The organism is Streptomyces macrosporus (assembly GCF_039533145.1).
Classification (GTDB): Bacteria; Actinomycetota; Actinomycetes; order Streptomycetales; family Streptomycetaceae; genus Streptomyces; species Streptomyces macrosporus.
This window is the reverse complement of sequence record NZ_BAAASZ010000034.1, coordinates 72609-97077: the sequence shown is the minus strand read 5'-3', so window position 1 is coordinate 97077 and position 24469 is coordinate 72609. Positions and strand designations below refer to the sequence as shown.

Annotated in this window: 21 protein-coding genes, 1 tRNA gene and 1 riboswitch; of the genes, 11 read left to right on the top strand and 11 right to left on the bottom strand. The window is 74.6% G+C overall.

Features of this window, described 5'->3' with window-relative positions; translation table 11 throughout:
• Positions 1-55: 55 nt before the first annotated feature.
• Entirely contained in the window at positions 56-2218 is a 2163-nt protein-coding gene (locus ABD335_RS24635; RefSeq protein ID WP_344327384.1) for an asparagine synthase-related protein, read from the bottom strand.
• Between the two features lie 621 nt (positions 2219-2839).
• Between ABD335_RS24635 and ABD335_RS24630 the strand changes: the two genes are divergently transcribed.
• The 6 genes from ABD335_RS24630 to ABD335_RS24605 all read left to right on the top strand — a co-directional run bounded on the left by ABD335_RS24630 (position 2840) and on the right by ABD335_RS24605 (position 9858).
• The gene (locus tag ABD335_RS24630; protein WP_344327380.1) at positions 2840-4312 is read left to right on the top strand and encodes an NsdA family TPR-like regulatory protein; all 1473 of its coding nucleotides are present in this window, start codon (positions 2840-2842) and stop codon (positions 4310-4312) included.
• A 157-nt stretch (positions 4313-4469) separates the two neighbouring features.
• A complete protein-coding gene (gene lhgO / locus ABD335_RS24625; protein ID WP_344327420.1) occupies positions 4470-5705 on the top strand; it encodes an L-2-hydroxyglutarate oxidase in 1236 nt (411 codons plus the stop codon).
• 112 nt (positions 5706-5817) lie between these two features.
• On the top strand, positions 5818-6225 hold the full coding sequence (locus tag ABD335_RS24620) for a PPOX class F420-dependent oxidoreductase (protein WP_344327377.1): 408 nt from the start codon (positions 5818-5820) through the stop codon (positions 6223-6225).
• Between the two features lie 97 nt (positions 6226-6322).
• A complete protein-coding gene (locus ABD335_RS24615) occupies positions 6323-7594 on the top strand; it encodes an alpha/beta hydrolase (protein WP_344327373.1) in 1272 nt (423 codons plus the stop codon).
• Between the two features lie 163 nt (positions 7595-7757).
• A complete protein-coding gene (gene trmB, locus ABD335_RS24610; RefSeq protein WP_425583733.1) occupies positions 7758-8492 on the top strand; it encodes a tRNA (guanosine(46)-N7)-methyltransferase TrmB in 735 nt (244 codons plus the stop codon).
• Between the two features lie 160 nt (positions 8493-8652).
• Positions 8653-9858, top strand: a complete 1206-nt coding sequence (locus tag ABD335_RS24605; RefSeq protein WP_344327367.1) for a PrsW family intramembrane metalloprotease — start codon at positions 8653-8655, stop codon at positions 9856-9858.
• Positions 9859-9920: 62 nt separating this feature from the next.
• Here the strand turns inward: ABD335_RS24605 and ABD335_RS24600 are convergent, their stop codons facing one another.
• Positions 9921-10547, bottom strand: coding sequence for an ATP-binding protein (locus ABD335_RS24600; protein ID WP_344327362.1), 627 nt, complete (start codon positions 10545-10547; stop codon positions 9921-9923).
• 233 nt (positions 10548-10780) lie between these two features.
• Here ABD335_RS24600 and ABD335_RS24595 point away from each other — a divergent pair, with 233 nt between their 5' ends.
• Positions 10781-11623: a helix-turn-helix domain-containing protein gene (locus ABD335_RS24595; protein ID WP_344327358.1), complete on the top strand. Its 843-nt coding sequence runs from the start codon at positions 10781-10783 to the stop codon at positions 11621-11623.
• Between the two features lie 128 nt (positions 11624-11751).
• Positions 11752-12474, top strand: a complete 723-nt coding sequence (locus tag ABD335_RS24590; RefSeq protein ID WP_344327353.1) for an antibiotic biosynthesis monooxygenase — start codon at positions 11752-11754, stop codon at positions 12472-12474.
• A 269-nt stretch (positions 12475-12743) separates the two neighbouring features.
• On the opposite strand, the gene ABD335_RS24585 is transcribed toward ABD335_RS24590, so the two are convergent.
• From ABD335_RS24585 to ABD335_RS24575, 3 genes are all read right to left on the bottom strand, one after another.
• A complete protein-coding gene (locus ABD335_RS24585; RefSeq protein WP_344327349.1) occupies positions 12744-13796 on the bottom strand; it encodes a M23 family metallopeptidase in 1053 nt (350 codons plus the stop codon).
• Positions 13797-13807: 11 nt separating this feature from the next.
• Positions 13808-13945: riboswitch (cyclic di-AMP (ydaO/yuaA leader) on the bottom strand.
• A 237-nt stretch (positions 13946-14182) separates the two neighbouring features.
• Positions 14183-15367: a PP2C family protein-serine/threonine phosphatase gene (locus ABD335_RS24580; protein WP_344327345.1), complete on the bottom strand. Its 1185-nt coding sequence runs from the start codon at positions 15365-15367 to the stop codon at positions 14183-14185.
• A 206-nt stretch (positions 15368-15573) separates the two neighbouring features.
• The gene (locus tag ABD335_RS24575) at positions 15574-16344 is read right to left on the bottom strand and encodes an AfsR/SARP family transcriptional regulator (protein WP_344327340.1); all 771 of its coding nucleotides are present in this window, start codon (positions 16342-16344) and stop codon (positions 15574-15576) included.
• Positions 16345-16592: 248 nt separating this feature from the next.
• On the opposite strand from ABD335_RS24575, the gene ABD335_RS24570 reads away from it, so the two are divergent.
• From ABD335_RS24570 to ABD335_RS24560, 3 genes are all read left to right on the top strand, one after another.
• Complete coding sequence (locus tag ABD335_RS24570) at positions 16593-17501, top strand: manganese catalase (RefSeq protein WP_344327336.1); 909 nt, start codon at positions 16593-16595, stop codon at positions 17499-17501.
• A gap of 72 nt (positions 17502-17573) precedes the next feature.
• Positions 17574-17855 (top strand): hypothetical protein, encoded by a 282-nt coding sequence (locus ABD335_RS24565; RefSeq protein WP_344327334.1) that lies wholly within the window; start codon positions 17574-17576, stop codon positions 17853-17855.
• Complete coding sequence (locus ABD335_RS24560; RefSeq protein WP_344327331.1) at positions 17848-19215, top strand: Nramp family divalent metal transporter; 1368 nt, start codon at positions 17848-17850, stop codon at positions 19213-19215. The genes ABD335_RS24565 and ABD335_RS24560 overlap by 8 nt, the downstream gene beginning before the upstream one ends.
• Before the next feature lie 175 nt (positions 19216-19390).
• Here the strand turns inward: ABD335_RS24560 and ABD335_RS24555 are convergent, their stop codons facing one another.
• The 6 genes from ABD335_RS24555 to ABD335_RS24530 all read right to left on the bottom strand — a co-directional run bounded on the left by ABD335_RS24555 (position 19391) and on the right by ABD335_RS24530 (position 24443).
• A complete protein-coding gene (locus ABD335_RS24555) occupies positions 19391-19564 on the bottom strand; it encodes a hypothetical protein (protein WP_344327328.1) in 174 nt (57 codons plus the stop codon).
• A 39-nt stretch (positions 19565-19603) separates the two neighbouring features.
• Positions 19604-19960, bottom strand: coding sequence for a PRC-barrel domain-containing protein (locus ABD335_RS24550; RefSeq protein ID WP_344327326.1), 357 nt, complete (start codon positions 19958-19960; stop codon positions 19604-19606).
• A 399-nt stretch (positions 19961-20359) separates the two neighbouring features.
• A tRNA-Lys gene (locus ABD335_RS24545) sits at positions 20360-20432 on the bottom strand.
• Between the two features lie 439 nt (positions 20433-20871).
• Entirely contained in the window at positions 20872-22842 is a 1971-nt protein-coding gene (locus ABD335_RS24540; protein WP_344327324.1) for a DEAD/DEAH box helicase, read from the bottom strand.
• A gap of 217 nt (positions 22843-23059) precedes the next feature.
• A complete protein-coding gene (locus tag ABD335_RS24535) occupies positions 23060-23764 on the bottom strand; it encodes a hypothetical protein (RefSeq protein ID WP_344327322.1) in 705 nt (234 codons plus the stop codon).
• Between the two features lie 316 nt (positions 23765-24080).
• Positions 24081-24443: a metallopeptidase family protein gene (locus ABD335_RS24530; RefSeq protein ID WP_344327321.1), complete on the bottom strand. Its 363-nt coding sequence runs from the start codon at positions 24441-24443 to the stop codon at positions 24081-24083.
• Positions 24444-24469 lie beyond the last annotated feature (26 nt).

The following is a 24469-nucleotide window of genomic DNA, read 5'->3' as shown; positions in this document are numbered from 1 at the left end:
CGCCCAGCGTTCCGCGCCCGGCGGCCCGGCGGTGGGCCACAGGGCCGGTTCCGGTTCACAGGGCCGGGCGCTGCGGCACCCCTCCGGCCACCGCGCGCTGGCGCGGCGCGGCCGTGCCCGTCCAGCAGCTCCCGCGGCGGGCCAGCAGCCGGCGCAGCCAGACCTCGGTGGAGACCAGCTCCGCCAGCCCTTCCAGCGGCAGCGGTTCGCCCTCGGCCGCCGCGCGCAGCGCCTTGCGGACGACGCGGGCCTCGACCAGACCGGCGTCGGCGAGCAGGGGCGCGTCGAAGAGGTCGACGAGGTCGCCGATCCGGGACCGCAGCCCGGTCCGCACGGCCGCCACCTGCGTCGCCTGGGAGGGGGTGCCCCAGCCGGGCGGCAGGTCGTGGATGCCCGCCCCCGCCAGGACGGCGCGCAGCACGGACGCCCGCGCCCCCGGTTGGACGCGCAGCGCCTCGGGCAGCGCGCGGCAGGCCCGCACGACCTGGTTGTCCAGGAAGGGCGCGTGCAGACGCTGGCTGCGGACCTCCGCGGCCTGTTCGAGGATTCGGTGGTCGGCCGCCAGCCGGGCGAGCGCGGCCCGTGCCCGCCGCTCCCCCGGGCGTGTGCCGGTCTCCCCGGGCACCGGGCGGAGGGCCGCCTGCTCCAGGCGAATCGATACTTCGGCCAGCACCTCTCCCGTCAACCAGCGCGCGGCGGGCCCTGGACGGCACCAGGCGAGGGCGGCCAGCGAGGCGTCCAGCACCCCCGGCTCGCCGCCCGGGCCGCTCCCCCCGGCCCAGTCCGACGCGACGTCGCGCTCCCGCAGCCGCCGCGCGGCCTCCAGCAGCCCGTCCCGGTAGGGCGTGCGGGCCAGTCTGCGTGCCGCGCGGTAGACGGTGAGCGGCACGAGCACCGCCCGTCCGGGCGCCCCCTCCGCCCTGGCCAGCGCCGTGACCGGCCGCAGCAGGTGGCGGCGGCGCCGGTCGAGCAGCAGGTCGGCCAGCCGGGCCGGGTGCGCGTCCAGGACCTGTCGGGCGCCGTAGCCGGCCAGGTGGTCCGCGCTGCCCGCGGCCAGGCGCCGCCGATGCCGCTCGGCGACGATCAGCGACGGGCCGGGCTCGTCGGTCAGCGGGCCGTCGAGGAGCGAGCCGCCGTCCGGACCGGCGTACGGCAGGGCCTCCTCGCCCGCGGCGACGACGATGTGGTGGAGCCGGGGGTTCTCGGCGATGCCGCGGGCGCGTTCCAGTTCGGCCTCGCGTCCCGAACGGGGGTCGAGCGTCAGGTCGTTGAAGGTGACGGCGAGCAGCCGCTCGCCCGCCGACGTCCCCGGCGTGCCGTACACCGTGCCGGGCATCCCGGGCAGTCCGGCGGCCAGCAGCGCGAGCGTCGCCGACGCGCTGCCGCCGGAGAGGTCGGCGCCGATGCCGGGCGCGGGACCTCTCCCCGGTCGGCCCGGGCGATCCGCGCGGCGCTGTGCGGGCCCCATGCCGGGGATCGGTCCGGGGTCGAGGCTGTCGAAGTCGGGCACGGGCGCGTGACGCGGGGCGGCCAACCGCACCCGTACGGCCTCCACCAGCGCGTCGCGCACGCCCGCGACCGCGGCGTCCGCGTCCACCGGGGGCGCGGCGACGACGGTGGGGACGGCGGGCTCGTAGCCGACGGTCTCGCGGTTGCGGCCGTCCCGCATGATCAGCGCGTGGCCCGGCGGTACGCGCCGCACGCCCGCGTAGGGGGTGCCGTCGCCCAGGGCCTCGGGCGCGTCGGGGCAGGCGAGCAGGGCGGCGAGGTGACCGACGTCGAGCTGCGCCTCGATCAGGTCGGCGAGCGGCAGCGCGGCGGTGGCGTAGGCGGTGCCGCCCGCCCACGGGGTGTGGAAGACGGGCCGGGCGCCGGCGAGGTCGGTGGTGACGGTGACGCGGCGTCCGACGCGTACCACGGCGGTGTAACTGCCGGGCCAGGCGGTCAGATGGCGCAGGGCGCCGCCGCGGGCGGCGTACAGGGCGGTGCGCAGTTCCTCGTCGGAGGCGCCGCAACGGCCCAGCACCGCGAGCTTGTTGCCGCCGTCGACCTCGACCAGGCGCACCTCGTCCGGCCGCCAGTCGCCGACGATCCACAGCGGATCGGGCCCTTCCCACAACTGCCGGGCGCCGACCGGCTGGATCGTGTGTCCGGGCCGGGCCGCGGCGGTGCCCGCGCCGTGTGCGTTGTCTGCGGCCCATCCGACCAACCACCGCATCGCCGCCTCCGCATGGGCCCTCGAGCTGTCGCCGGCCGCCGCGGAACGCCGTGGCGACCGCCGTTTGCGGACCCATGCTGCCACGGGATGGGCGCACAAGAGGCGTACGAGGGCATGGACGCGCGGACACCGACGTCGCTCCGCGACGCCGTGTCGGTGTGCCGGAACGCCCGTTGCGGACAACGGCATTCGGCCAAATATCCGTTGTGAGATATGCCGCGCGAAACATCATCGGCAGTCCGGGAGGCGTCGTCGCCTCCCGGACCCGACCGCCGTCCGCGGGGAATGGAACGGCGGTGTTCCCCCAGCCCACTGTTGTCCAGCGCAGTGGGCCGACCCACGCAGCATCCATGGAAGCGCTTCCCCTCCGCGCCGCACAGAGCGCACGGGCAGGCGCATCGGCACACACCCGGAGCACACGCCAGAGGAGCATGCGCGGCGTACTCCTCGGTAGTCCGTGCGCCGTTCACGCGTTGCCGATTGCGCACTCCTGTGCGGAGACGAATCCCGCCATCCCCGATGCCGCCCCTTAACGGTAGGGATGCGGCGAACTACGCTGGGTTGACGAGCGCCCCGCGGGTGCGGTGCGGGGCGGCCGTCGGCTGTGTGTCAGGGGTGCGCATGTCCAGGGAGCCACGCGGGCCGAACGAGAAGCTCGGCGCCGTTCTCGCCCTCGCGGGGATCAGCAACGCCGGCCTCGCCCGCCGGGTCAACGACCTCGGCGCGCAACGGGGATTGAACCTTCGCTACGACAAGACATCGGTCGCCCGGTGGGTCTCCAAGGGCATGGTGCCGCAGGGTGTCGCCCCGCATCTGATCGCCGCCGCGATCGGCAGCAAGCTGGGGCGTCCCGTCCCCCTCCACGAGATCGGGCTGGCCGACGCCGATCCGGCGCCGGAGGTGGGTCTGGCCTTCCCCCGCGACGTGGGGGCGGCCGTGCGGTCGGCGACCGAGCTGTACCGGCTGGACCCGGCGGGGCGGCGGAGCAGCGGCGGCATCTGGCAGTCGCTGGCGGGGTCGTTCTCGGTGAGCGCCTACGCCGTGCCCACCTCGCGCTGGCTGATCAAGCCGGCCGACAGTTCGGTGGCGCGGGACGCGGCGGCCCTGGCGAGGCTCCAGGGGAGGAAGGGGGAGCCCGGCGCGTCCACGGCACCGCCCCCGCCCGCCCCGACGTCCCTGCGCGTCGGCCACAGCGACGTGGCCAAGCTCCGCGAGGCGGCACAGGAGGCGAGGCGCTGGGACTCCAAGTACGGCGGCGGCGACTGGCGTTCGTCGATGGTGCCCGAGTGCCTGCGCGTGGACGCCACGCCGCTGCTGCTGGGCTCCTACAGCGACGAGGTGGGGCGCGCGCTGTTCGGCGCCACCGCCGAGCTGACGCGCCTGGCCGGGTGGATGGCCTTCGACACCGGCCAGCAGGAGGCCGCGCAGCGCTACTACATCCAGGCGCTGCGGCTGGCGCGGGCGGCGGCGGACGTGCCGCTGGGCGGGTACGTCCTGGCCTCGATGTCGCTCCAGGCGACGTACCGGGGCTTCGCCGACGAGGGCGTGGACCTCGCGCAGGCCGCGTTGGAGCGCAACCGGGGCCTGGCCACGGCCCGCACGATGAGCTTCTTCCACCTGGTGGAGGCGCGCGCCCACGCCAAGGCGGGCGACTCGGCGGCCTGCGGCATGGCGCTGGCGGCGGCGGAGAGCTGGCTGGAGCGCTCGCGGGACGGCGATCCGGACCCCTCCTGGCTCGACTTCTACTCCTACGACCGGCTGGCCGCCGACGCCGCCGAGTGCTACCGCGACCTGAACGCGCCGCGCCAGGTGCGCCGGTTCACCGAGCAGGCGCTGTCACGGCCGACGGAGGAGTTCGTCCGCTCGCACGGGCTGCGGCTGGTGGTGTCGGCGGTCGCGGAGCTGGAGTCGGGCAACCTGGACGCGGCCTGCGCGGCGGGCACCCGGGCGGTGGAGGTCGCGGGCCGGATCTCCTCGGCCCGGACGAAGGAGTACGTGCGGGACCTGCTGCACCGGCTGGAGCCGTACGGCGACGAGCCGCGCGTGGCGGAGCTGCGGGAGCGGGCCCGGCCGCTGCTGGCCGCGCCGGCGTGATCCCCGGCGCGGGCCGGGCGGGCCGCGTTCGGGGCCGTACCGGTCCCGGCGGGGCCCGTGAGGGCCGAACGGGTCACGCCGTGGGCCGTCCGAGGGTTGGTTGTCGGTGGTCCGGGCCATGATGGAAGACGTGTCCACTGTCTCCACGGCTCCCTCCATGGTTCCCGCGAGGCGCGCGGCGTACGACTGCGACGTGCTGGTGGTCGGCGGCGGGATCGTCGGCCTGTCGACGGCGTACGCGCTCACGCGCGCCCGGCCCGGCACGCGGGTGGTGGTCCTGGAGAAGGAGTCCGGTCCGGCCCGGCACCAGACGGGCCGCAACAGCGGGGTGATCCACAGCGGCGTCTACTACCGCCCCGGCTCGCTCAAGGCCCGGTTCGCGGTGCAGGGCTCGGCGGAGATGGTGAAGTTCTGCGCGGAGCACGGCATTCCGCACCAGGTGACGGGCAAGCTGATCGTCGCCACCGAGCGGGAGGAGCTGCCCCGGCTCCACGCGCTGGTGCAGCGCGGTCGGGAGAACGGCATCCCGGTGCGCGAGTTGGGCCCGGCGCAGATCGCCGAGTACGAGCCGCACGTCAACGGGTTGGCGGCCATCCACGTCGGCACCACCGGCGTCTGCGACTTCGGCGCGGTCGCCGCCGAGCTGGCCCGGCTGGCCTCCGACGCCGGTTCGGAGGTCCGCTACGGCGCCGAGGTGGCCGTGGTGGACCGTCGGCCGGGCGTGGGCGTGGCCGTCCGTACGACGGCGGGCGCGGTGGTGCGGGCCCGCGCCCTGGTGAACTGCGCGGGGCTGTACTGCGACCGGGTGGCGCGGCTCGCCGGCGACGCGCCGCCGGTGCGGATCGTCCCGTTCCGGGGCGAGTACCACGAGCTGTCCCCGGCCCGTGCCGGGCTGGTGCGGGGGCTGGTGTACCCGGTGCCGGATCCGGCGTTCCCGTTCCTGGGCGTCCACCTCACGCGCGGTGTGGACGGCTCGGTCCACATCGGTCCCAACGCCGTGCCGGCCCTGGCCCGCGAGGGCTACCGGTGGTCCACCGTCCGCCTCCGCGACCTGGCCGAGGTGCTGGGCCGGCCCGGTACCTGGCACCTCGCCCGCCGCCACTGGCGGTACGGGGCGGCCGAGGTGCGCCGCTCGGTGTCCAAGGCCGCCTTCACCGAGGCCGTGCGCCGTCTGCTGCCGGAGGTGGAGGCCGAGGATCTCGTGCCGGCCCCGGCGGGGGTGCGCGCCCAGGCGGTCGGGCCGGACGGGACGCTGGTGGACGACTTCCTGATCACCGAGGCCCCGCACACGGTCCACGTCCTCAACGCCCCCTCCCCGGCGGCGACGGCCTCCCTGCCGATCGGCCGGGAGGTGGCGCGGCGGGCGCTGGCGGCGCTGGACGCGACGCGCTGAGCCCGGCCGGGCAGGGCGGCGTCCGGGAATGTCCGCCGGGCGAGCGGTGTTCAACTCCTCCATAAAGCAGTGGAGTTGACGCCCCATCCGCCTCACACCCAGGGATTCCACCATGGCAGTCGGCCTCTCGGACGAGCTGAAGAAGTACCTCGACGACGCGCGCGCCTTCGCCACCGTGGCGACGGTCATGCCCGACGGACGGCCGCACCTGACGGTCGTCTGGATCAAGCGCGACGGCGACGACCTGCTGTTCTCCACCACCGTGGACCGGCAGCAGGGGAGGAACATCGCCCGCGACCCGCGCGTCACCGTGCTGATCAACCCGCCGGAGAACCCGTACGTGTACGCGGAGGTCCGCGGTGACGCCACCGTCACGCCGGACAGCGACGGGGAGCTGCTGAACGAGCTGTCGGTGAAGTACACGGGCCAGGACTACGCCACGTTCAACCCGGCGTCGGTGAACGACGGCGAGCGCGTCGTCGTGCGGGTCACGCCGGTCAGGGTCACCGGCCGGTTCTGAGGTTTGTCCCCACCTCGGCGGGGTGGGGACGACCCTCCCCCGCGCCCGGGGGTGCGCCGCATTCCAGGAGGCACGGTCCCCGGACGAGGATCGCCGCATGACCGAACACCGCACCCGACGGGCCGTCCGGCGCACGGCGGCGGCCACGGCCGCCGCCGTGCTGTCGGCCCTGACCGCCTTACCCGCCTCGGCGGCCGGTCCCGCCGCACCGGAGACCCCCCGGTCGGACCACGGCCAACACGGCCAACACGGCCGACACGCCCGGGGCACGCTGCTGTCCGCCACCCCCCTGCTCGACCGGACCCCCGCCCGCCTCACGGAGCTGCTGGCCGCGAACGGCGTGGACGCCTCCGCCGTACGCCACGGCGTCACCGCCCACCGCCTGGTCTACGCCACCGTCGCCCCGGGCGGGGAACCGACCACCGCATCCGCCCTGCTCGTCCTGCCCGTCGGCGGCGGCGAGCGGCTGGCCACCGTCTCCGAGACCCACGGCACCACCGCCTACCGCGGCCACGTCCCCTCCACCGGGGAGAACTTCTCCGCCCTGGCGGCCCTGCTCTACGCCTCCGGCGGGCGGGCCGTGGTCGCCCCCGACTACCTGGGCCTGGGCAGCGGCCCGGGCACCCACCCGTACGTGGACACCCGCTCCTCCGTCTCCGCCTCCCTGGACGCGCTGCGCGCCGCCCGCGCCGCCGCGCCGCGGCACGGCAAGCGGCTCACCGACGAGGTGTACGTCACCGGGTTCTCCCAGGGCGGGCAGGTGGCCATGGCGCTGGGCCGGGAGCTGGCCCGGGGCGCGGACCCGTCCTTCCGGCCGCGGGCGCTGGCGCCGGTCGCCGGGCCGTACGACATCGAGGGCGTGGAGCTGCCCGCGATGTTCGACGGGCGGATCGACGGCGCGTCCGCCGTCTTCTACCTCTCCTACTTCCTGGTCGCGCAGAACCGGCTGCACCCGCTCTACGACGATCCGCGCGAGGTCTTCCGCGCCCCGTACGCCGACCGCGTCGAGGACCTCTTCGACAACGACCACCGCGACGAGGAGATCGCCGGCCGGCTGCCCGACACGGTGGAGGAGCTGCTGACGGCCGAGTGGTACGAGCGGCTCCGGCGGCCCGACGGCACGCTCGCGGAGGTGGTCCGGCTCAACGACGGCGTCTGCGCGTGGGCGCCGCGCGTGCCGGTGCGGCTCCACGCCTCCGACGGCGACCGCGACGTGCCGATCGCCAACGCCCGCCACTGCGCGGAGGACCTGGTCGAGCACGGCTCCCGGGCCACGGTGGTGAACCACGGTGACGCGGATCACTTCGGCGCGTACACGGCGGCGATCGCCCACAACGCGCGCTGGTTCGCCCACCTGGACCGGCGCTGACCCCGACGCCGGCCGGGGGCGGCCGTGCGTCCGCCGGCCCGCCCGGCGGACGCACGGCCGTACACTCGTATCCACTGTGTCCGAGAAAGCGCCAGAGAAGACGATTCCCGAGACGCTCCCCGAGCAGTCCGCCGCGCCGGCCGTCGAGCGTCGGCGAGGGAGCATGTTCCCCGCCGGTGTCGGCCCCTCCCCGAATCCGGCCGGGGAGCGCCACGAGCGTCGCATCCGCAGCTTCCAGCCCCGCCGCAGCCGGGTCTCCGCCAACCAGCGGGACGCCCTGCTGAGGCTGTGGCCGAAGTGGGGCGTGGAGATCGACGGCGACCGCAAGCTGGACCTCGACGCGCTCTTCGACACCCTCCCGCCGGGCTCGCCCGTGGTGCTGGAGATCGGTTTCGGGATGGGCGAGGCCACCGCGGAGATGGCCGCCGCCGACCCCGGCACCGGCCTCCTCGCAGCCGACGTCCACACCCCCGGCCAGGGCAACCTCCTGCTGCTGGCCGAGCGGTACGGGCTGACCAACGTCCGGGTCGCCAACGGGGACGCGATCATCCTGCTGCGCGAGATGCTCGCCCCGGACGGCCTCGCCGGCATCCGCGTCTTCTTCCCCGACCCCTGGCCCAAGAAGCGCCACCACAAGCGCCGCATCATCCAGCCCGAGTTCGTCGAGCTGGCCGCCTCCCGACTGGCGCCGGGCGGGCTGCTGCACTGCGCGACCGACTGGGAGCCGTACGCGGAGCAGATGCTGCAGGTGCTCACCGACTGCCCGGCGCTGGAGAACACCCAACCGGACGGCGGCTACGCGCCCCGCCCCGACTTCCGGCCGTTGACCCGCTTCGAGCGGCAGGGCCTGGAGAAGGGCCACGTCGTCCACGACCTGATCTTCCGCCGCGTCCCCTGAAGGGCGTGTTCCGGACGGTGGCCGGCCGGCCTCTAGCCGGCACCGCCCCGGATGTGCTTAGGGTCCTGACGTGCACCAAGAGGTTTCCGCGCCACCGGCGGACGGGCGCGGTGCACCGCGCGGCGCGTCCCGGTGGCACAGCAGCCGCCCCGTCGGGGCCGTGGACCCGGTCCCGACGGGGGGCGCGCGTGCCCGCGCCCGGCTCGCCGCGGCCGTGTCCACGGCCGTCCTGACGGTGCTGCTGGGACTGTGCGGCGCGGTGATCCTGGGACTCGTCCACCAGCAGACCGGGTCCGACGGGTTCCTGGTCGGCCTGGGTCTGGCCGTCCTGCCGGTGCCGCTGCTGCTCGCCGCGTTCCGCTGGCTCGACCGGGCCGCGCCCACGCCTCGGCGGCACCTGCTGTTCGCCTTCGGCTGGGGCGCGTGCGCGGCCACGCTGGTGGCGATCACGGTGAACGGCTTCGTCACCGAGTGGCTGGCCTCCAGCCTCCTGCCCCGCGCCCCCGACCGGGCCGACGCGCTGGGCACCACCCTGGTCGCGCCCGTGGTGGAGGAGACGGCGAAGGCGGGCGCGGTCCTGCTGCTGTACCTGCACCGGCCGCGGGACTTCGGCGGGGTCGTCCACGGCGTCGTCACCGGGGGCGTCGCCGCCACGGGCTTCGCCTTCACCGAGAACGTCCTCTACCTGGGCCGGGCCTTCGGCGACGACCTGGCGTTCGGGCACTTCGGCCTGGAGTCGAGCACGCTGGGGACGTTCTTCCAACGGGCGGTGATGGCGCCCCTGGCCCACCCCCTCTTCACGGTGCTGGTGGGCATGGGGTTCGGCGCCGCGGCCCTGGTCGCCCGGCGCCGGCGGGCGCTGCGCACGGCGCTGCCGCTGCTGGGCCTGGCCGCGGCCGTCACGCTGCACGCCGTGTGGAACGGCGCGGCGAGCCGGACGATGTGGGTCTTCCTCGCCGTCTACGGCCTGTTCATGGTGCCCGTGCTGGGCCTGGTGGTCTGGGCGGTGGTCAGGGCGCGCCGCCGCGTGCTGCTCACCGTGCGGGCCACGCTTCCCCAGTACGCGGCGGCGGGTTGGCTGGCGGCCCCGGAACCGTCCGCCCTGGCCTGCCCGCGCACCCGGGCCCTGGCCCGGGAGGTGGCGCGTCGCTGGTACGGGCGACGGGCCGCCCGCGCGGTCGCCGAGTACCAGCGCGCGGCCGTGTGCCTGGCGCTGCTCCGCGCCCGCGCGGAGCGCGGCGCCCCGCCGCCGGGGTTCCTCGTCCACGAGCGCGACCTCCTCCGCACCCTCTGGCACCGCCGCCCGCTGGCCTCTCCGGCGACCACCACGGCGGCCCGGTCCGTCCCGCGCGCGGCGCGGCGCTGACCCTCTCCGTCCGCGCGGGCCTTCCCGTCCGCGCGGGCCGGCGGGGCGCGTCCCGTCGTCCGTCAGTTCCACCGCGTGGCCTGCGCGGGCATGGAGCAGAAGCGCTTCCGGGCGTGGTCGAGGGCGGTGTCCGGGTCGTGGCCGTGGGCGCGGAGCCAGTGGAGGACGTCGGTGATCAGTTGGACGGCGGTCTCCTCGGTCGCGCCCCTCGCCGTGGAAGTCGAGTGGTCGGAGCCGTACAGGGTCAGCACCGCATCGGCCCTGGTGACGTGCGCGCCGCAGACGAGGCCGGCGTCCAGTTCGCACCACGTCACCTTGGTGTCCTCGCGCAGGTAGACGCCCCAGCCGGCCGTCACGGAGTCGAGCAGCGCCAGACCCCGGCCCGACTCCTGGTCGTCCGTCGCGCCGAGGAGGGTGGGCAGCGCCCGCGTGTCCGGGTCGCTCAGCTCGATGCGCAGCCGCGTCCGGTTCGTGGAGACGGCGAGCGTGACGGGCGTGCCCACCCCGACGTGCCTGATGACGTTCGCGACCAGTTCGCTGACGCAGAGCTGCGCCTCGTCGATCAGTTCCGGGAACCCCCAGAGCGTCAGGTGCGTCCGAACGACGCGCCGCAGAACGGCCACCTCCTCCGGTTCCGCCAGGAAGGAGAGTTCCCACCGCTTCCTGGACAGACAGTGATCGAGACGCATGGACGCCATCCCTCCGACCCCGGATTCCACCCTCACCGGCAGCGGTGACCGATCGAATGCTCTGAGTGACAGAACGCGTGAGAGTATTACATGGTGACTCTCACTGTGTAACTCTCAGCCACGAATCCCCCTCGAATCTCCTTCTCCGTGAACTACCTTGTTCCGGCGACGCATTCGGAGCGCCCGGGAACGGGCGCTCGTCCGGCGCCAGGTGAAGGGAGATGTGGCCGGCCATGGCTACAGGGCCGACGACACGACGCCGACAGCTCGGCGCCGGCCTGCGCAGGCTGCGCCGGCAGAAGGGGCTGTCCCTGGAGGAGGCCGGCGGGCTGGTGGGTCTCTCCAAGGCGACGGTCAGCCGCTACGAGACCAAGGAGGGGCCGGTCAAGTGGGCCTTCGTCGACGCCCTGTGCCGCGTGTACGGCGCGTCGGACGAGGAGCGCGCCCGTCTCGTCGAGCTCGCCCGGAGCGCCCGGGCCGAGGGCTGGTGGCAGGCGTACCCCGACGCGATCCCCGGCCGGATGCACCTGTTCCTGACCCTGGAGAACGAGTCGGTCCGGGAGGACCACTACGCAACCGCCCACGTTCCCGGCCTGCTCCAGACCCGCCGCTACGCGGAGGCGCTGTACCGCACGGACCTCGACCCCATCCCCGAGGAGCGCCTCCGGGCCGTCCTCGACGTCCGCATGAAGCGGCAGGAGGTCCTCACGCGCCCCGACCCCCTGGAGCTGCGGGTCGTCCTGGACGAGGCGGCCGTCCGGCGGGCCGGTCCGCCGGACGTCCACCGGGAGCAGTTGGCGCACCTGGTGGAGTGCGCGCGGCTGCCCAACGTCGACCTGCGGATCCTGCCGTTCGACCGGGGGCTCCGGTCCTCCGCCGTCGGCGCGTTCCTCGTCCTGGTGGGCGCGGACCCGTCCCTGGACGTCGTGTACCAGGAGAGCCTGACCGCCTCCCTCTACCTGGAGAAGGACGCGGAGGTGGAGGAGTACCGCAGGGCGTTCGCCGACCTCCACCGGCGGGCGCTGGAGCCGGACGCCTCGATCGCCCTGCTCGACAAGCTGCGCAAGGAGCCGTGACGCCCCCTCCCGCCCGGAGCGGGCCGCGGCCGACGGTCCCGGAGCCCCTTGACCTCAAGGCGACTTGAGGTGTGAGGGTGGGTCACGAACGCGTTGGACACCTCCGTGACCGGCGAAGGAGCACCGTCATGCCCACGCACCCCGACCCCACCCGCCCCGATGTCGGCGCCGCGCTCTTCAGCACCTGGGACGTGGGGACGCCCGAGCGGCAGCGCGCCGCCGTGGCGGCGATCGCGGCCACCTGGAGGAAGCGGCCCTGGCCGACGCCGGAGTTGCTGTCGTACAGCGTGTACGCCGGGTCCGACGGCCGGACGCTGCTCCACCACTCCCAGTGGACGTGCCAGGAGGCGTACGAGGACTACGTCCGCGAGCACCGGCAGGAGCGGAACGACGAGATCGACGCCGCGGTGCCGGGGATCGAGCGGGTCGAGCTGGTGCGCACCCGGCTCTACCGCAGCTTCCCGCCCCGGCGGGAGGGCGAGCGGCCCGAACCCGGATGCGTCGTGGTCGTGGACGCGGGGTTCGAGGGGCCCGACGAGGAGCGGCAGCGGGCGTGGGTGGACGCCGTCGGCGAGGCGCTCGCGACCGACAGCGGCCTGCCGCCCGGCGGCATCGCCGGGCACTTCCACCTGAGCGTCGACGGCACGCGCGTCGTCAACTACGCGGAGTGGGAGAGCGAGCAGGCCCACGTCGACGCGTTGCGGACGCCCGGCGAGGGCATCGGCTCGACGAGCCCGCAGTGGCACCGCGTCCAGCACTTCCCCGGGCTGGTGCGCGGCGGCGTCAACCGCTACCACCTGCGGTTCACCGGCGAGCGTCCTCTGGAGCCGGCCGGCCCGTCGGCGCGTTGAGGCGTACGGCGCACCGAAACCGTCGGCCGGCGGCGGGAGCGGCGACCGTGACCGCTCGGGAGCGGGGCGGAGAGGCCGACGACCCTGGTGTCGGGGGGTGGGTCACCAGGGCCGCCGGGGCATGGGGTGGAGCCAGGGGGTGGAGCCAGGAGTGGAGACGGGGAAGGGCAGGGGCCCGGACGCCGCCGCCTCGTCCCCTCCTCCGGTCGGCCGACGGACACACCGACGGTGCGCGAGGCGGCGGCGCGGGAGTCGGGAGCGGGACGAGGTCAGATGTTCTGGCCCTTGCCGCGCAGCCAGGCCAGCGGGTCGATCGGGTCGCCGCCGCCCGGGCGGACCTCCAGGTGGAGGTGCGGGCCGGAGGAGTTGCCGGTGGAGCCGACGCGGCCGATCACGTCGCCGGTCGTCACCTTGCCGCCGGTCTTGGTCATGGACGACAGGTGGCAGTACCAGATCTCGGTGCCGTCGTCGAGCTTGAGGATGATGCGGTAGCCGTAGGAGCCGGCCCAGCCCGCCTCGACGATCTCACCGCTGTGCACGGCCTTGACGGGGGTGCCGGAGGGGGCCGCGAAGTCCAGGCCGGTGTGGGTGCTGGACCACATCGAGCCGGACTGGCCGAAGGTGGAGGTCAGTTGGTACGAGGAGAGCGGGAGGGTGTAGCCGGCGGCGAGCTTGGCCAGACGCTCGGCCTCGGCCTTCCGCTTGGCCTCCTCGGCGGCCTTGCGCTTGCGCTCGGCCTCCTCCTTGGCGGCCTTCTCCGCCGCTTCCTCGGCCGCCTTGTCCGCGGCCTGGTCGGCGGCGGCCTCGAGGGCCGCCTGGGTGGCGCTCGCCTGCTGCCGGTCGGCCTGCTGGAGGATGCGCGCCCGCAGGGCCTCGCCCGCGTCCGCGGTCAGGGTGTCGGTGGTGCCGTTCGCGGTGTCCGTGCCGAAACCGGCCTGGACGAGGGGGGTGCCGGTCTCGCCGGAGCCCTCGTCGGTGTCGGACTCCGAGTCGGCCATGAGCCCGCCGATGCCGGGGATGTCGTCGGCGACGGAGCCCAGGTCCGGCATGGAGATCGCGGCCGGGGACTTCTCCTTGGCGGTGGCGATGCCGCCCGCGCCGACCGCGGCGATCATGCCGACGCCGAGAACCGCTCCGCTGCGTGCCATGCCGGTGCGCTGCTTGACCACGCGGTGCCGGCCGCGGACCGGGCGTATGGAGTCCTCGGTGGGGTTCCACGCCGGGCGGTCCTCGTCCCCGTCCGGGCCGAACGGGGCGAAGGTGGCGGTGTGCGGGTCGTACGAGACCTCGGGGGCCTCGGGGGCCGGGCTGCTGGACGCCACGGAGGCGCTCTCCTTTCCTTCCCTCTCGCCTACCGGGTTAGCTGACGGGTTCGGAGCAGGAAGGTCCCCTACGGATCCGCGCACACGGTGCGGACCGATTCACCCCAAATGGTGGTTCCCCGGTTCCCTGGGCACGGCCTCTCGGTACCGCGAGACCGCGTTCGGGATTCGGCGACGGCGCACGGTGCCGCCTCTTGCGGCGGCGGTGACGACCGCGCTGCGTTATCGAACGTTAATAGAGGGACACGCGTGATTCCAAGTCTCCCCTTTGAAACAGAAGCAATTTTCTGGGGGACTTAACGGGGCAATACCTGAGCAATTCGGGCGAGTTGACCTTGGAATCCCAACGGAGAGACGCGTCACATTACCTGACGTTGCCTCAGATGTTATGCGGAGGGGTGCGTCCCTGATACGGACGGTGATCGCGCCGCGGCCGGCGGGACGGGATCGCGCATGACCGCCAGCATCGCCATGTCGTCGTCCGTGCCCCCGGCCGTGTACGCGTCGATGTCCGCGACGAGCGCGTCCAGGAGGAGGCCCGGCTCCGCGAAGCGCCGGCCGCGCAGCCGCGCCACCGGATCGTAGAAGGCGCCCTCGGTGTTCCTCGCCTCGGTCAGCCCGTCCGTGTAGAGCAGCAGCAGGGCGCCCGGCGGGAAGGGCACCGGATCCGCGTGGCCGCCTCCGCCCGCCAACTCCCCCAGCCCCAGCGGCAGCGCGTACGAGTCCGGCTCCAGCACCCGCACGGACGACCCGTCCGCGGAGAGCAGCAGGGGCGGCGGGTGGCCCCGGTTGACGATCCGCAGGGTCCCCGGCGCCCCGGCCGGGACCTCGGCCAGGACGGCCGTGACGAACCCCTCCACCCGGCCGGCCCCGCCCCGCTGTTCCATCTCCCGGACCAGGGCGTGTTCGAGCCGGTCCGCGACCGCCCCCAGGTCCGGTTCCGTCTCGGCCGCCTCCCGGAAGGCGCCGAACACCACGGTGACCGCGGCGACCGCGTCCAGCCCCTTGCCGCGCACGTCGCCCACCAGCATCCGGACGCCGTGCGGCGTCTGCTGCACCCCGTACATGTCGCCGCCGATCAGGGCGTTCACCTGCGCCGCCTCGTAGCGCACCGCGAGCGTCAGGTCGCCGATGCGGGAGGGCGGGACGGGCAGCACGGCGAGCTGGACGGCCTCGGCGACCCGGCGGACCGAGGCCAGTCGCAGTTCGCTGTGGTGCAGGGCGTGGTGGACGGCCACGGCCAGCAGGCTGACGGTGAAGACCGCCACCACCCGCACCACGCCCTCCACCACGGTCAGGACGTTCGCCCACACCACCAGGGAGAAGGCCGAGACCGTCGAGAGGGCCCCCGTGAGCACCGTGCCGCGCCCCGTCCACAGGGCCGCCGCGGCCATGGGCGCGGCGGCCAGCGAGCCGACGAGCAGACTGGCCGGTGTCAGCAGATCGAAGATCACCCCGAGCGCGATCAGCGCCAGGGGCAGCAGCCACGGCGGACGGCCGATGCCCGGGATGGCGCGGACGCGGGCCCGGCTCCCGCCGTCCAACGTCCCATGCCGCGCGTCGCCGTACACCTCTCCACTCTCCCCGATGCCCGGCCGTGGAGCGAGTCGACCGGCACCGGCCGGGCCACGCCCGCCGCGGGCACCAGGGCGGGCAGCGGTCCGCTCCCGGCCGCGCGCCCCGCCGGGCGTTCCGGAGAAGGAGCCGGGGCGCCCCCGGAACACCCGGTGGCGTCACGCCTCCGTCACGGGGGTGTCACCGCGGCCACGGGCCGGCGTCAGGGGTCCAGGGGACGGCTCAGGTAGGGCGCCACGAGCCGGCGGAAACCGGACGACGGCCCCAGCCCCAGCTCGTTGCGGAGCATCCGCCGGAAGAACTCGTAGTGCCGCAGGGCCTCGGCGACGTTGCCCTCCGCCAGGTGGACGTCCACCACGTGACGGTGCGCGCTCTCGCGCAGCGGCTCGGCCTCCACGGCCATCATGGCGGTCTCCATCGCGGCGGCGAGCCGGCCGCCGTCGCGCAGTCGCCGGCTCACGGCCTCCAGCGCGTGCAGCCGGGTCTGGCGGAAGTGCTCCCGGGCGACCAGCAGCCAGTCCTCGGTCCAGTCGGGCAGCAGGTCCTCGTCGAGTTCGGCCAGGACCGGCAGCGGCACCGGGCCGGGCTCCTGCGACGAGACGAGGGACGCGGCGTGCCGCTCGGCCAGGTGCAGGTCGACGCCGACGGTCGGGGCGAGCGCGAGGCAACTGTCGTCGGCGTCGACCAGCCGGTCCTCCCCGCTGCTCCGGGACAGCCGCCACAGGGTCGAGCGCAGGCTCGCGCCCGCGCGCCGCACGGGCAGGTCGGGCCAGAGCGTCGAGGCCACGGAGGGCCTGGTCACCCCCTCCGAGTGCAGCGCCAGCAGGGCCAACAGCCGCTGCACGGACGGGCCGATGGCCACTCTCCGGGACCGGATCTCCAGGTGGAAGCGGCCCAACAGGGCGAGACGGGCCTCCCACTCCGCGGCCTCGGGGTGGGGTTGCCGGGATGTGAGGACGAAGGAGGACGTCATGACTTTCTCTCCGGGGGAGACCGGCACGGCCGGTCTCCACGGGTCCGTGAACGCACGGTGTTCCCAGCGCCGGGCACGTCACACCCCCTCGGCGCGCCCGTCGCCCCGCCCGATGGAGACGGAACGGTGACGGGCGGTGCCTAGCGTCCGAAGAGCGGAGCGCACCCCGCCCCCGGCGCGGTGGACGGCACACGTCCGCGCTCCGCCGACGGCCGAGAAGCCCGCTCGTTCGGAAAGCGAGAGCACAGATGTTCCAGCACACCCAGCGGCTCCAGTTCGAGGCGAAGCCGGAGAAGCCCGACCCGGTGTACGCCCACAAGCTCCAGGAACTCGTCGGCGGCGCGTACGGCGAGATGACCGTGATGATGCAGTACCTGTTCCAGGGCTGGAACTGCCGCATCAAGGGCAAGTACAAGGACCTGATCATGGACGTCGCCACGGAGGAGATCGGCCACGTGGAGATGCTCGCCACCATGATCGCCCGGCTCCTGGAGGGCGCCCCCGCCACCGCGACCACCAAGGTCGCCACCTCCGACCCCGCCGTCGGCGCCGTGATGAGCGGCATGGACCCGCAGCAGGCGATCGTCGCCGGCGGCGCGGCGCTCCCGGCGGACAGCAACGGCTACCCCTGGAACGGCCGTTACGCGGTGGCCAGCGGAAACCTGCTGGCCGACTTCTACGCCAACGTCGCCGCCGAGGCGCAGAGCCGGCTCCAGACGGCACGCCTGTACAAGATGACCGACGACCCCGGCGTGAAGGACATGCTGAAGTTCAACCTCGCCCGGGACACCTACCACCAGAACCTGTGGCTCGCGGCCATCGAGCAACTCCGCGAGGACAACCTGGAGGACGTCATCGTCCCCGGCGGCCTCGCGGACGAGGAGCACCGCGAGCACGCCGCGACGCTGTGGCACCTCTCCGACGGCGAGGCCGCCGCCGCGGGTCTGTGGGCCTCCGGCCCGACCCCCGACGGAGAGCACGAGTTCAGCGTGCTCGCCGACACCCGGCCCCTGGGCGACAAGGCCTCTCCCCCGCCCCCCGACCCGAAGCTGTTCGCCACCTACGACGGCAGCTACGGCCAACCCAAGGGCCCGGCCATGGGCACCGAGACGGGGCTCAGGGGCAAGATCCGGGACACGCTCTCGCCCGACGAGTGAGGTCGCCGCGGGCCCTCCCCGCCTCACCGGGGGCGGGCCCGCCCGTCCGTACGGAGAGGAAGCGGGACGACCATGGGCACACGAGACTCCACGAGCGGAACGGCCCCCGCGGCGACCTTCCGGCGGCACCCGCGCCCCGTCACCGCGACGCTCCTGGCGCTGTACGCCGCGGCGGCGGCCGTCGGCCTCACCGCCGGCGGCGCGGCCGAGCGCCTGCTGGGGCTGGCCCTGCTCACCGCCGTCGCCCTCAGGCTGGCGCCGTACCGCCACGCGGCACGGACGCCACGGGAGGACGTCCCGCCGGCCGGCGTCCGAGCCCGGACCGCCGGGGACGGGGACGCGGCCGATGCTTGACCCGCGCCAACCCCGGGAGAGGTCCCCCGCCGGGCGTCCGCCCGCCGTCCCGGCACCACCGGACCCGACGGCCGTCGCCCCGCCCCTCGCCGGAACGGGAGCGGACACCGTTCCGGACACCGTCCCGGAGCGGCGGGCGGACGCCCGGCGCCCCGGCCGGTGGGCCGTGGTCGCGATGCTCGGCCCGGCGTTCGTGGTCTCGGTGGCCTACGTCGATCCGGGGAACTTCGCCACCAACATGACGGCGGGAGCCCGGTACGGCCCCCTGCTGCTGTGGGTGATCGCCCTGGCCAACATGGTGGCGATCTTCGTTCAGTACCTGGCGTGCAAGATCGGCGTCGCCACCGGCCACGACCTGCCGGAGCTGTGCCGCGAGCACACCCCCCGGCCGCTGTGCCGGGTGCTGTGGGTCCAGGCCGAACTGGTGGCCATGGCCACCGACCTGGCCGAGTTCGTCGGCGGCGCGGTGGCCCTGTACCTGCTGTTCGGCATCCCCCTGGTGCCGGCGGCGTTCCTCGTCGGGGCCGCGTCCCTGCTGCTGCTGACGCTCGCCCCCGAGGGCAGGCGGCGCTTCGAGTTGGTGATCACCGGCTTCCTGCTGGTCATCCTCGCCGGGTTCCTCTACCAGAGCCTGCGGACCGGCTCCTGGAGCGGGGCGCTGTCCGGCCTGCGGCCGAGGTTCGCCGACACGCGGAGCATCCTGCTGACCACCGGCATGGTCGGGGCCACGGTGATGCCGCACGTGATCTACCTCCACTCCTCCCTGAGCCGCCGGTACGGCCGTACGTCACCGGAGCGCAAACGGCTGGTGCTGCGGGCGAACCGCAGGGCGATCCTCATCGCCCTGGGCACCGCCGGCCTGGTCAACGCGACCATGCTCACCGTCGCCGCCGCGGCCTTCCACGGGAAGGGTCCCGCCGGGTCCGCCTACGAGACCCTGGAGCAGTTCCACCACGGCCTGGGCGACGCGATCGGTCCCGGCGCGGCGCTGGCGTTCGCGCTGGCCCTGCTGGCGTCGGGCCTGGCCTCGTCGGGCGTCGGAACCCTCGCGGGACAGGTCGTCATGCGGGGCTTCCTGCGGCGCCGCATCCCGCTGACGCTGCGGCGCCTGATCACGATGGGGCCGCCCCTGACCGTGCTCGCCCTGGGCGTCGACCCCACCCGGGCACTGGTGCTCAGTCAGGTGGTGCTGTCCTTCGGCATCCCCTTCGCCCTGGTCCCGCTGGTCGTCTTCACCGCGCGGCGGAGCGTCATGGGGAGTCTGGTGAACCGCTCCGTCACGACCGTCCTGGGCACGACCGCGGCCGTGGCGATCACCGGCCTCAACCTCTTCCTGATCCAGGACGTGCTCCTGGGCTGAGTGTCCGGCGAGTGTCCGGCGCGCGCCGCCGCTCCGCGCGGAGACACGGCGGAGACACGGCGGAGACACGGGGGCCCCGCGGCGGACGGGCATCCGCCGCGGGGCCCCAGGGTCCGTGGGTCGTCAGGGGACCCGGGAGCCCCGGCAGCGGCCTCCTCGCCCCACCACCGGAGCCTCACCGGGTGAGGTGCCGGCGGCGGGAGCGCCGGGACAGGTGCACGGCGAGGAAGGCGACGGCCACCACCAGGACCACGATGCCCACGGTCAGCAGGTAGGACAGGGTCTCCGCCACCACACCGATGATCCCCAGTACGACGGCCACGAGGACGAGGAAGAGAAAGATCGCCATGCTGTGGACACCTCCTTCGCGCCGGCCCGGCACGGTCGGTCAGCGGCGCGCGAGTTGCCGTTCGCCGCCGGCGCCCGGGTGGTAGCTCATGCTGTAGTACTCGAAGACCTCCTTCTCCCGCTCGGCCGGGAGCACGTCGTCCATGCCGATGGACGGGGCCTTCTTCACCAGTGCCTTGGCGTACGAGACCTTGAGGTAGTCCGGCCCGACGACCACCTTGTCGAGGGGAACGAAGACCAGGTGCTGGCGGGTGGGCAGTCCGGTCCGTACGGTGGCCATGGCGGGCTCGTCGGTCGTCGTGTCCACATAGACCGCTTCGAGCGCGCCGATCTTGTGTCCTTGCAGGTCGACAACGTCGTGGTTGCGCCATTCACGGATGTCGGCTGGCTGGATCATGCCTCTGCTCCCTGCGTGGGTCGCCGGTCGACGTGCGCCTTTCCGCGGAAACGCCTTTCCGCGGGAAGCCGCGGCGCGGCTCCGGCGGGGCGCCCTCCGCCCTTCCGGTTCGTTCCCGTCCACGGGCCTCGGCACCTGCGACAACGGCCCCGGCGCGTACACACCGGGACCGCCCTTCCGGGTCGTCGCACGTGAGCGTGCGCCGACCTGATTCCAGGCTACGCCTGTGCGACTCTTCCGGCATCACTGGACTTTTCCGGCATTCCACGCACAGGGGGCCGCCGCCGGCCGAGGACACGGCGGCCCCGCCGGGCGGCCCCGACACGATGGTGCCCCGGCCGCTTCCGCGACCGGGGCACGAATCCGTCGGCCGGAGCCGTCTCGGGGGCACCGACCCGGTAGGCCGTGTGGGACTCGAACCCACAACCAATGGATTAAAAGTCCACTGCTCTGCCAATTGAGCTAACGGCCCGCCCCCGAAGCATAGCCCGGAGGCGGGCCGCGCTTCGAAGGCATTGCGCGCGGCGCCACGGCCGGTGGTGTCGTTTCCGCCCTACGGATTCGGCCGCCCGTGGAGGTCCCCGCTCGCCGCCGCGACCTGTTCCCCGGTGAGCGCGCCTGTGGAGGCGCGGAGTTGGTCCACGTCACCGCGCGCGCCCCCGAGGGCGGACGGTGGACGGTCGGCCTCGACGGCGGTCACCCGGGCGGCGTCCGCCTCGTCGGCGTCGAGGTCGACGGCGGCGTCGAAGGGACATCGACGGCCGCGTCGACGGTGCCGGGGACCGTCGGACGCACCGTCCTGCCCGACCGATCCCCCGTCCCGGACCGCCGGTCCGGCGGCGGAGACGCCAAGGGCCCGCTCCGAAACGGGAGTTCGGAACGGGCCCTCGGTCGGTCAGGGGCGTCGGACGTCAGCCGTTGCGCTTCCAGCGCGGCTTGTCGGCCCGGCGCTCGTACGGACGGTCGTAGGAGCGGCCACCACGGTGGTCGTCACGACGGTGGTCGTCGTGGCGGCCGTAGGGGCGGCGGTCGTCGCGCCGGTCGTCACGGCGGTCGTCGCGGCGGTCCCGGTTGAACGGGCGGTCGCCGCCTCGGTGGCCGAAGTCACGGCGGTCGTTGTCGCGACGGAAACCGCCCCGGTCGTCGCGGCGCTCGTACGGACGGTCGTAGGAACGGCCACCACGGTGGTCGTCACGGCGCCGGTCGTCGCGACGGTCGTCACGCCGGTCCCGGTTGAACGGGCGCCGGTCGTCGCGGTCCCGGCCGTCCCGCCGGTCGTCGCGGTCCCGGTCGCGACCGTACGGACGGCGGTCGTCACGGTCGCGGTCACGGTCCCGGTCGCGGTCCCGGCCGTCCCGGCGGAAGCCGCCCCGATCGTCGCGGCGCTCGTACGACCTCTCCTCGCGGGCCCGCCGCGCCTCGGCCTCCGCCTCGGCGGCAGCGGCCTCGGCGATGGCCTCCGCCGCCGCGGCGGCGGTCGCCTCGGCCACCGCGGCCACCGCGGTCTCGGGGTCCTCGCCCCGCTCGCGGGCGGCACGGGCCCACAGCCGGTCGGCCTCCTCGCGGAGTTCGGCGGCACGGTGCTGCGCGCGCTCCAACTGCCGGGTGATCTCGGCCACCTCGCGCTCGGCCTGCTTGGCGGCGTTCAGCGCCGACTCGGCCTGGACCTCGGTCAGCGAACGGGCGCCCGTGATCTCGACCACGTCGTCGTCGAAGGCGTCGCCGCGGCCGATGACGTGGCGCGAGGCGTCCACGCCCGCGTCCTCCATCAGCCGGAAGATCTGCCGACGCTGGTGTGGCAGCGCCAGCGAGACGACCGTGCCGGAGCGGCCCGCGCGGGCGGTGCGGCCGGAGCGGTGCAGGTAGTCCTTGTGGTCGCCGGCCGGGTCCACGTTCAGCACCAGGTCGATGCCGTCGACGTGGATGCCGCGCGCGGCGACGTCGGTGGCGACCAGCACGTTGACGCGGCCGTCCTTGAAGTCGGCCAGCGTCCGGGTGCGGGCGCCCTGCGTCATGCCGCCGTGCAGCGCGTCCGCGCGCACGCCCGCCTCGCGGAGCTGCTCGGCCACGCGGTCGGCGCCCATCTGCGTGCGGACGAAGACGATCGTGCGGCCCTTGCGCGCGGCGATCGCGGCGGTGACCGGCGCCTTGTCGCGCGGCTTCACGATGAGCACGTGGTGGCTCATGGTGGTGACCGCGCCCTGGGCGGCGTCCACCTCGTGGCTGACGGGGTCGACGAGGTAGCGGCGGACGAGGGTGTCGATCTCGTTCTCCAGCGTGGCGGAGAACAGCATCCGCTGGCCGCCCTTGGGCAGCATGTCGAGGAGTTCGGTGACCTCGGGCAGGAAGCCCAGGTCGGCCATCTGGTCGGCCTCGTCCAGGACGGCGATCTCCACCTCGTCCAGCGAGCAGGCGCCGCGGCCGATCAGGTCGCGCAGCCGGCCCGGGGTGGCGACGAGGATGTCCACGCCGCGCTCCAGGGCGCTGATCTGGTTGGCCATGGAGGTGCCGCCGCAGACGACCTTCAGCTTCAGGCCGAGGACGTCGCCGTAGGGCTGGAGCGCGTCGCTGACCTGCATGGCCAGCTCGCGGGTGGGGGTGAGGATGATGCCGCGGGGGTGCTTGCGGTCGGTGTGCCCGCCCGCCAGCCGGGCGAGCAGGGGCAGGCCGAAGCTCAGCGTCTTGCCGGAGCCGGTGCGGCCGCGGCCGAGGACGTCCTTGCCCGCCAGCGCGTCCGGGATGGTCGCGGCCTGGATCGGGAAGGGAACGGTGACGCCGTTGTGGGCGAGCTTGCGGACGATCTCCCCGGGCAGTCCGAGATCGGCGAACGTGATCGTCTTCTCGTCCTCGGGCAGGACGACGTCAGGGGTGGTTACGGTCATGCGAGATGAAAACCTTCCGGAGTCATGGCACGCGCCCACAACTCCGTGTTTTCGCATACGACCGCCTCGATGCGGTCAGCCACGGCTCGGGTAAGGAACGCGCCACACGGCGCGCTGGAAATGGGCGCCGGGCAAATGGGATCAAACGATCTACCACCATACGGCCCGGCGCCCCCCAGCGCAAATCCCTTTCCCCGTGGGGCCCTTGTGACAACGGTCACGGTCGGCCGGTGGGTCCGCCGGACCGCCCCGTCCGGCCGTTCGACGGAGCCGCGCGGGAGGCCGGTCCGGTGAGGTCGGTCACACCGGCGCCCCCGCCGACGTCGGCCTCGTAGGACGCGTACGTCTCGCGCGGGTCGTCCTCCGCCCCGGCCTCCGCGCCGCCGCTCTCTCCCCCGCCGGCGCCCGCTCCGCCGTCGCCGCTGCCGTCGCCGCCGGACGGGGACGGGTCGGCGGGCGGGGTCGTGCGGTCCGGGGGCGGGGACGACGGGGCGGAGTCGCGCGGGGGCGAGGCGGGCGCGGACGGCCGGCCGCCCTTGCCCTGGCTCGTCGACGGCGACGGCCGCGCCGAGCGCGACGCGCCCGCGGACGGCGAGGAGGAGGCGGAGGGCGAACCGGACGCCTCGCGGTCCTTCTTCCCCCGGCCCTTGTCGTCCCCGTCCTCGGCCGGACGCCTCCGGCCCCCCTCCCGGTCCCCGCCCCCGCCGCGCGGCGCCACCGCGCTTCCGGGCGGGACGCCGTCGGCGCCCCGGGACGTCTGGTGTCCGACCGGCTGCCTCCTGGTGCCGTCCCCGTCGGGCGGCGGGCCGACCGTCACGCAGCCGCCGAGGGCGGCGAGCAACAGGGCGCCGGCGGCCGTGCGGACACTCCCGCGGACGGGGACGCGGGACGGGATGCGGGGGGCGGTTCGGTCTCGGCGCACGGGGCGGCACCTCCGGGAGGCGGAACGGGGCGGGCCCACTGCCCAACTGCCGCCGGCCCGCCAGGTCACGCGTGAGCGACAAACCCACCCAAACCGCCCTCAGGACGACCGCCGCCGCGCCCACCGCGTCCGCCAACGCCGCCCGCCCACGGCCCCGTTCGGCCGGCCGCGGCGTCTCGTGGCGCCCGCGGAAAAGGTCGAGTGCGTCCGCCGGCGCACCGCACAGCCCCCGCGGCGAGCGGCGCGCCGGGCGGGCGCGTGCGGGTCGACGTCCGGCGCGACGGGTTCTCCGCCGCGCCCCTCGGCGACCCCGCGGCTATCCGTAGCCCAGGGCGTGCAGCCGCTCGTCGTCGATGCCGAAGTGGTGGGCGATCTCGTGCACGACCGTGATCTCCACCTCCTCGACGACCATCTCCCGGTCGCCGCCGTCGCGCTCGCACATCCGCAGGGTGGGGCCGCGGTAGATGGTGATGCGGTCCGGCAGGACCCCCGCGTACCACTCGCCGCGCTCGGTCAGCGGGGTGCCCTCGTAGAGCCCGAGCAGCTCGGGGTCCTCGGCGGGCGGCTCGTCCTCCACGAACACCGCCACGTTGTCCATGAGCCGCGTCAGCTCCGGGGGAATCCGGTCGAGCGCCTCGGCGACCAGTTCCTCGAACTCCTCGCGCGTCATCTCCAGCACGCGCCCATTGTCCGCCACGCCGCGCG

Bases quoted from the DNA above. Each gene is read 5' to 3' on its own strand.
- ABD335_RS24540 (WP_344327324.1), bottom strand. From the start codon at position 22,842: ATGACCGTAACCACCCCTGACGTCGTCCTGCCCGAGGACGAGAAGACG.
- ABD335_RS24555 (WP_344327328.1), bottom strand. From the start codon at position 19,564: ATGGCGATCTTTCTCTTCCTCGTCCTCGTGGCCGTCGTACTGGGGATC.
- lhgO (WP_344327420.1), top strand. From the start codon at position 4,470: ATGGTTCCCGCGAGGCGCGCGGCGTACGACTGCGACGTGCTGGTGGTC.
- ABD335_RS24630 (WP_344327380.1), top strand. From the start codon at position 2,840: ATGTCCAGGGAGCCACGCGGGCCGAACGAGAAGCTCGGCGCCGTTCTC.
- ABD335_RS24615 (WP_344327373.1), top strand. From the start codon at position 6,323: ATGACCGAACACCGCACCCGACGGGCCGTCCGGCGCACGGCGGCGGCC.
- ABD335_RS24560 (WP_344327331.1), top strand. From the start codon at position 17,848: ATGCTTGACCCGCGCCAACCCCGGGAGAGGTCCCCCGCCGGGCGTCCG.
- ABD335_RS24565 (WP_344327334.1), top strand. From the start codon at position 17,574: ATGGGCACACGAGACTCCACGAGCGGAACGGCCCCCGCGGCGACCTTC.
- ABD335_RS24595 (WP_344327358.1), top strand. From the start codon at position 10,781: ATGGCTACAGGGCCGACGACACGACGCCGACAGCTCGGCGCCGGCCTG.
- ABD335_RS24635 (WP_344327384.1), bottom strand. From the start codon at position 2,218: ATGCGGTGGTTGGTCGGATGGGCCGCAGACAACGCACACGGCGCGGGC.
- ABD335_RS24570 (WP_344327336.1), top strand. From the start codon at position 16,593: ATGTTCCAGCACACCCAGCGGCTCCAGTTCGAGGCGAAGCCGGAGAAG.
- ABD335_RS24575 (WP_344327340.1), bottom strand. From the start codon at position 16,344: ATGACGTCCTCCTTCGTCCTCACATCCCGGCAACCCCACCCCGAGGCC.
- ABD335_RS24600 (WP_344327362.1), bottom strand. From the start codon at position 10,547: ATGCGTCTCGATCACTGTCTGTCCAGGAAGCGGTGGGAACTCTCCTTC.
- ABD335_RS24590 (WP_344327353.1), top strand. From the start codon at position 11,752: ATGCCCACGCACCCCGACCCCACCCGCCCCGATGTCGGCGCCGCGCTC.
- trmB (WP_425583733.1), top strand. From the start codon at position 7,758: ATGTTCCCCGCCGGTGTCGGCCCCTCCCCGAATCCGGCCGGGGAGCGC.
- ABD335_RS24620 (WP_344327377.1), top strand. From the start codon at position 5,818: ATGGCAGTCGGCCTCTCGGACGAGCTGAAGAAGTACCTCGACGACGCG.
- ABD335_RS24550 (WP_344327326.1), bottom strand. From the start codon at position 19,960: ATGATCCAGCCAGCCGACATCCGTGAATGGCGCAACCACGACGTTGTC.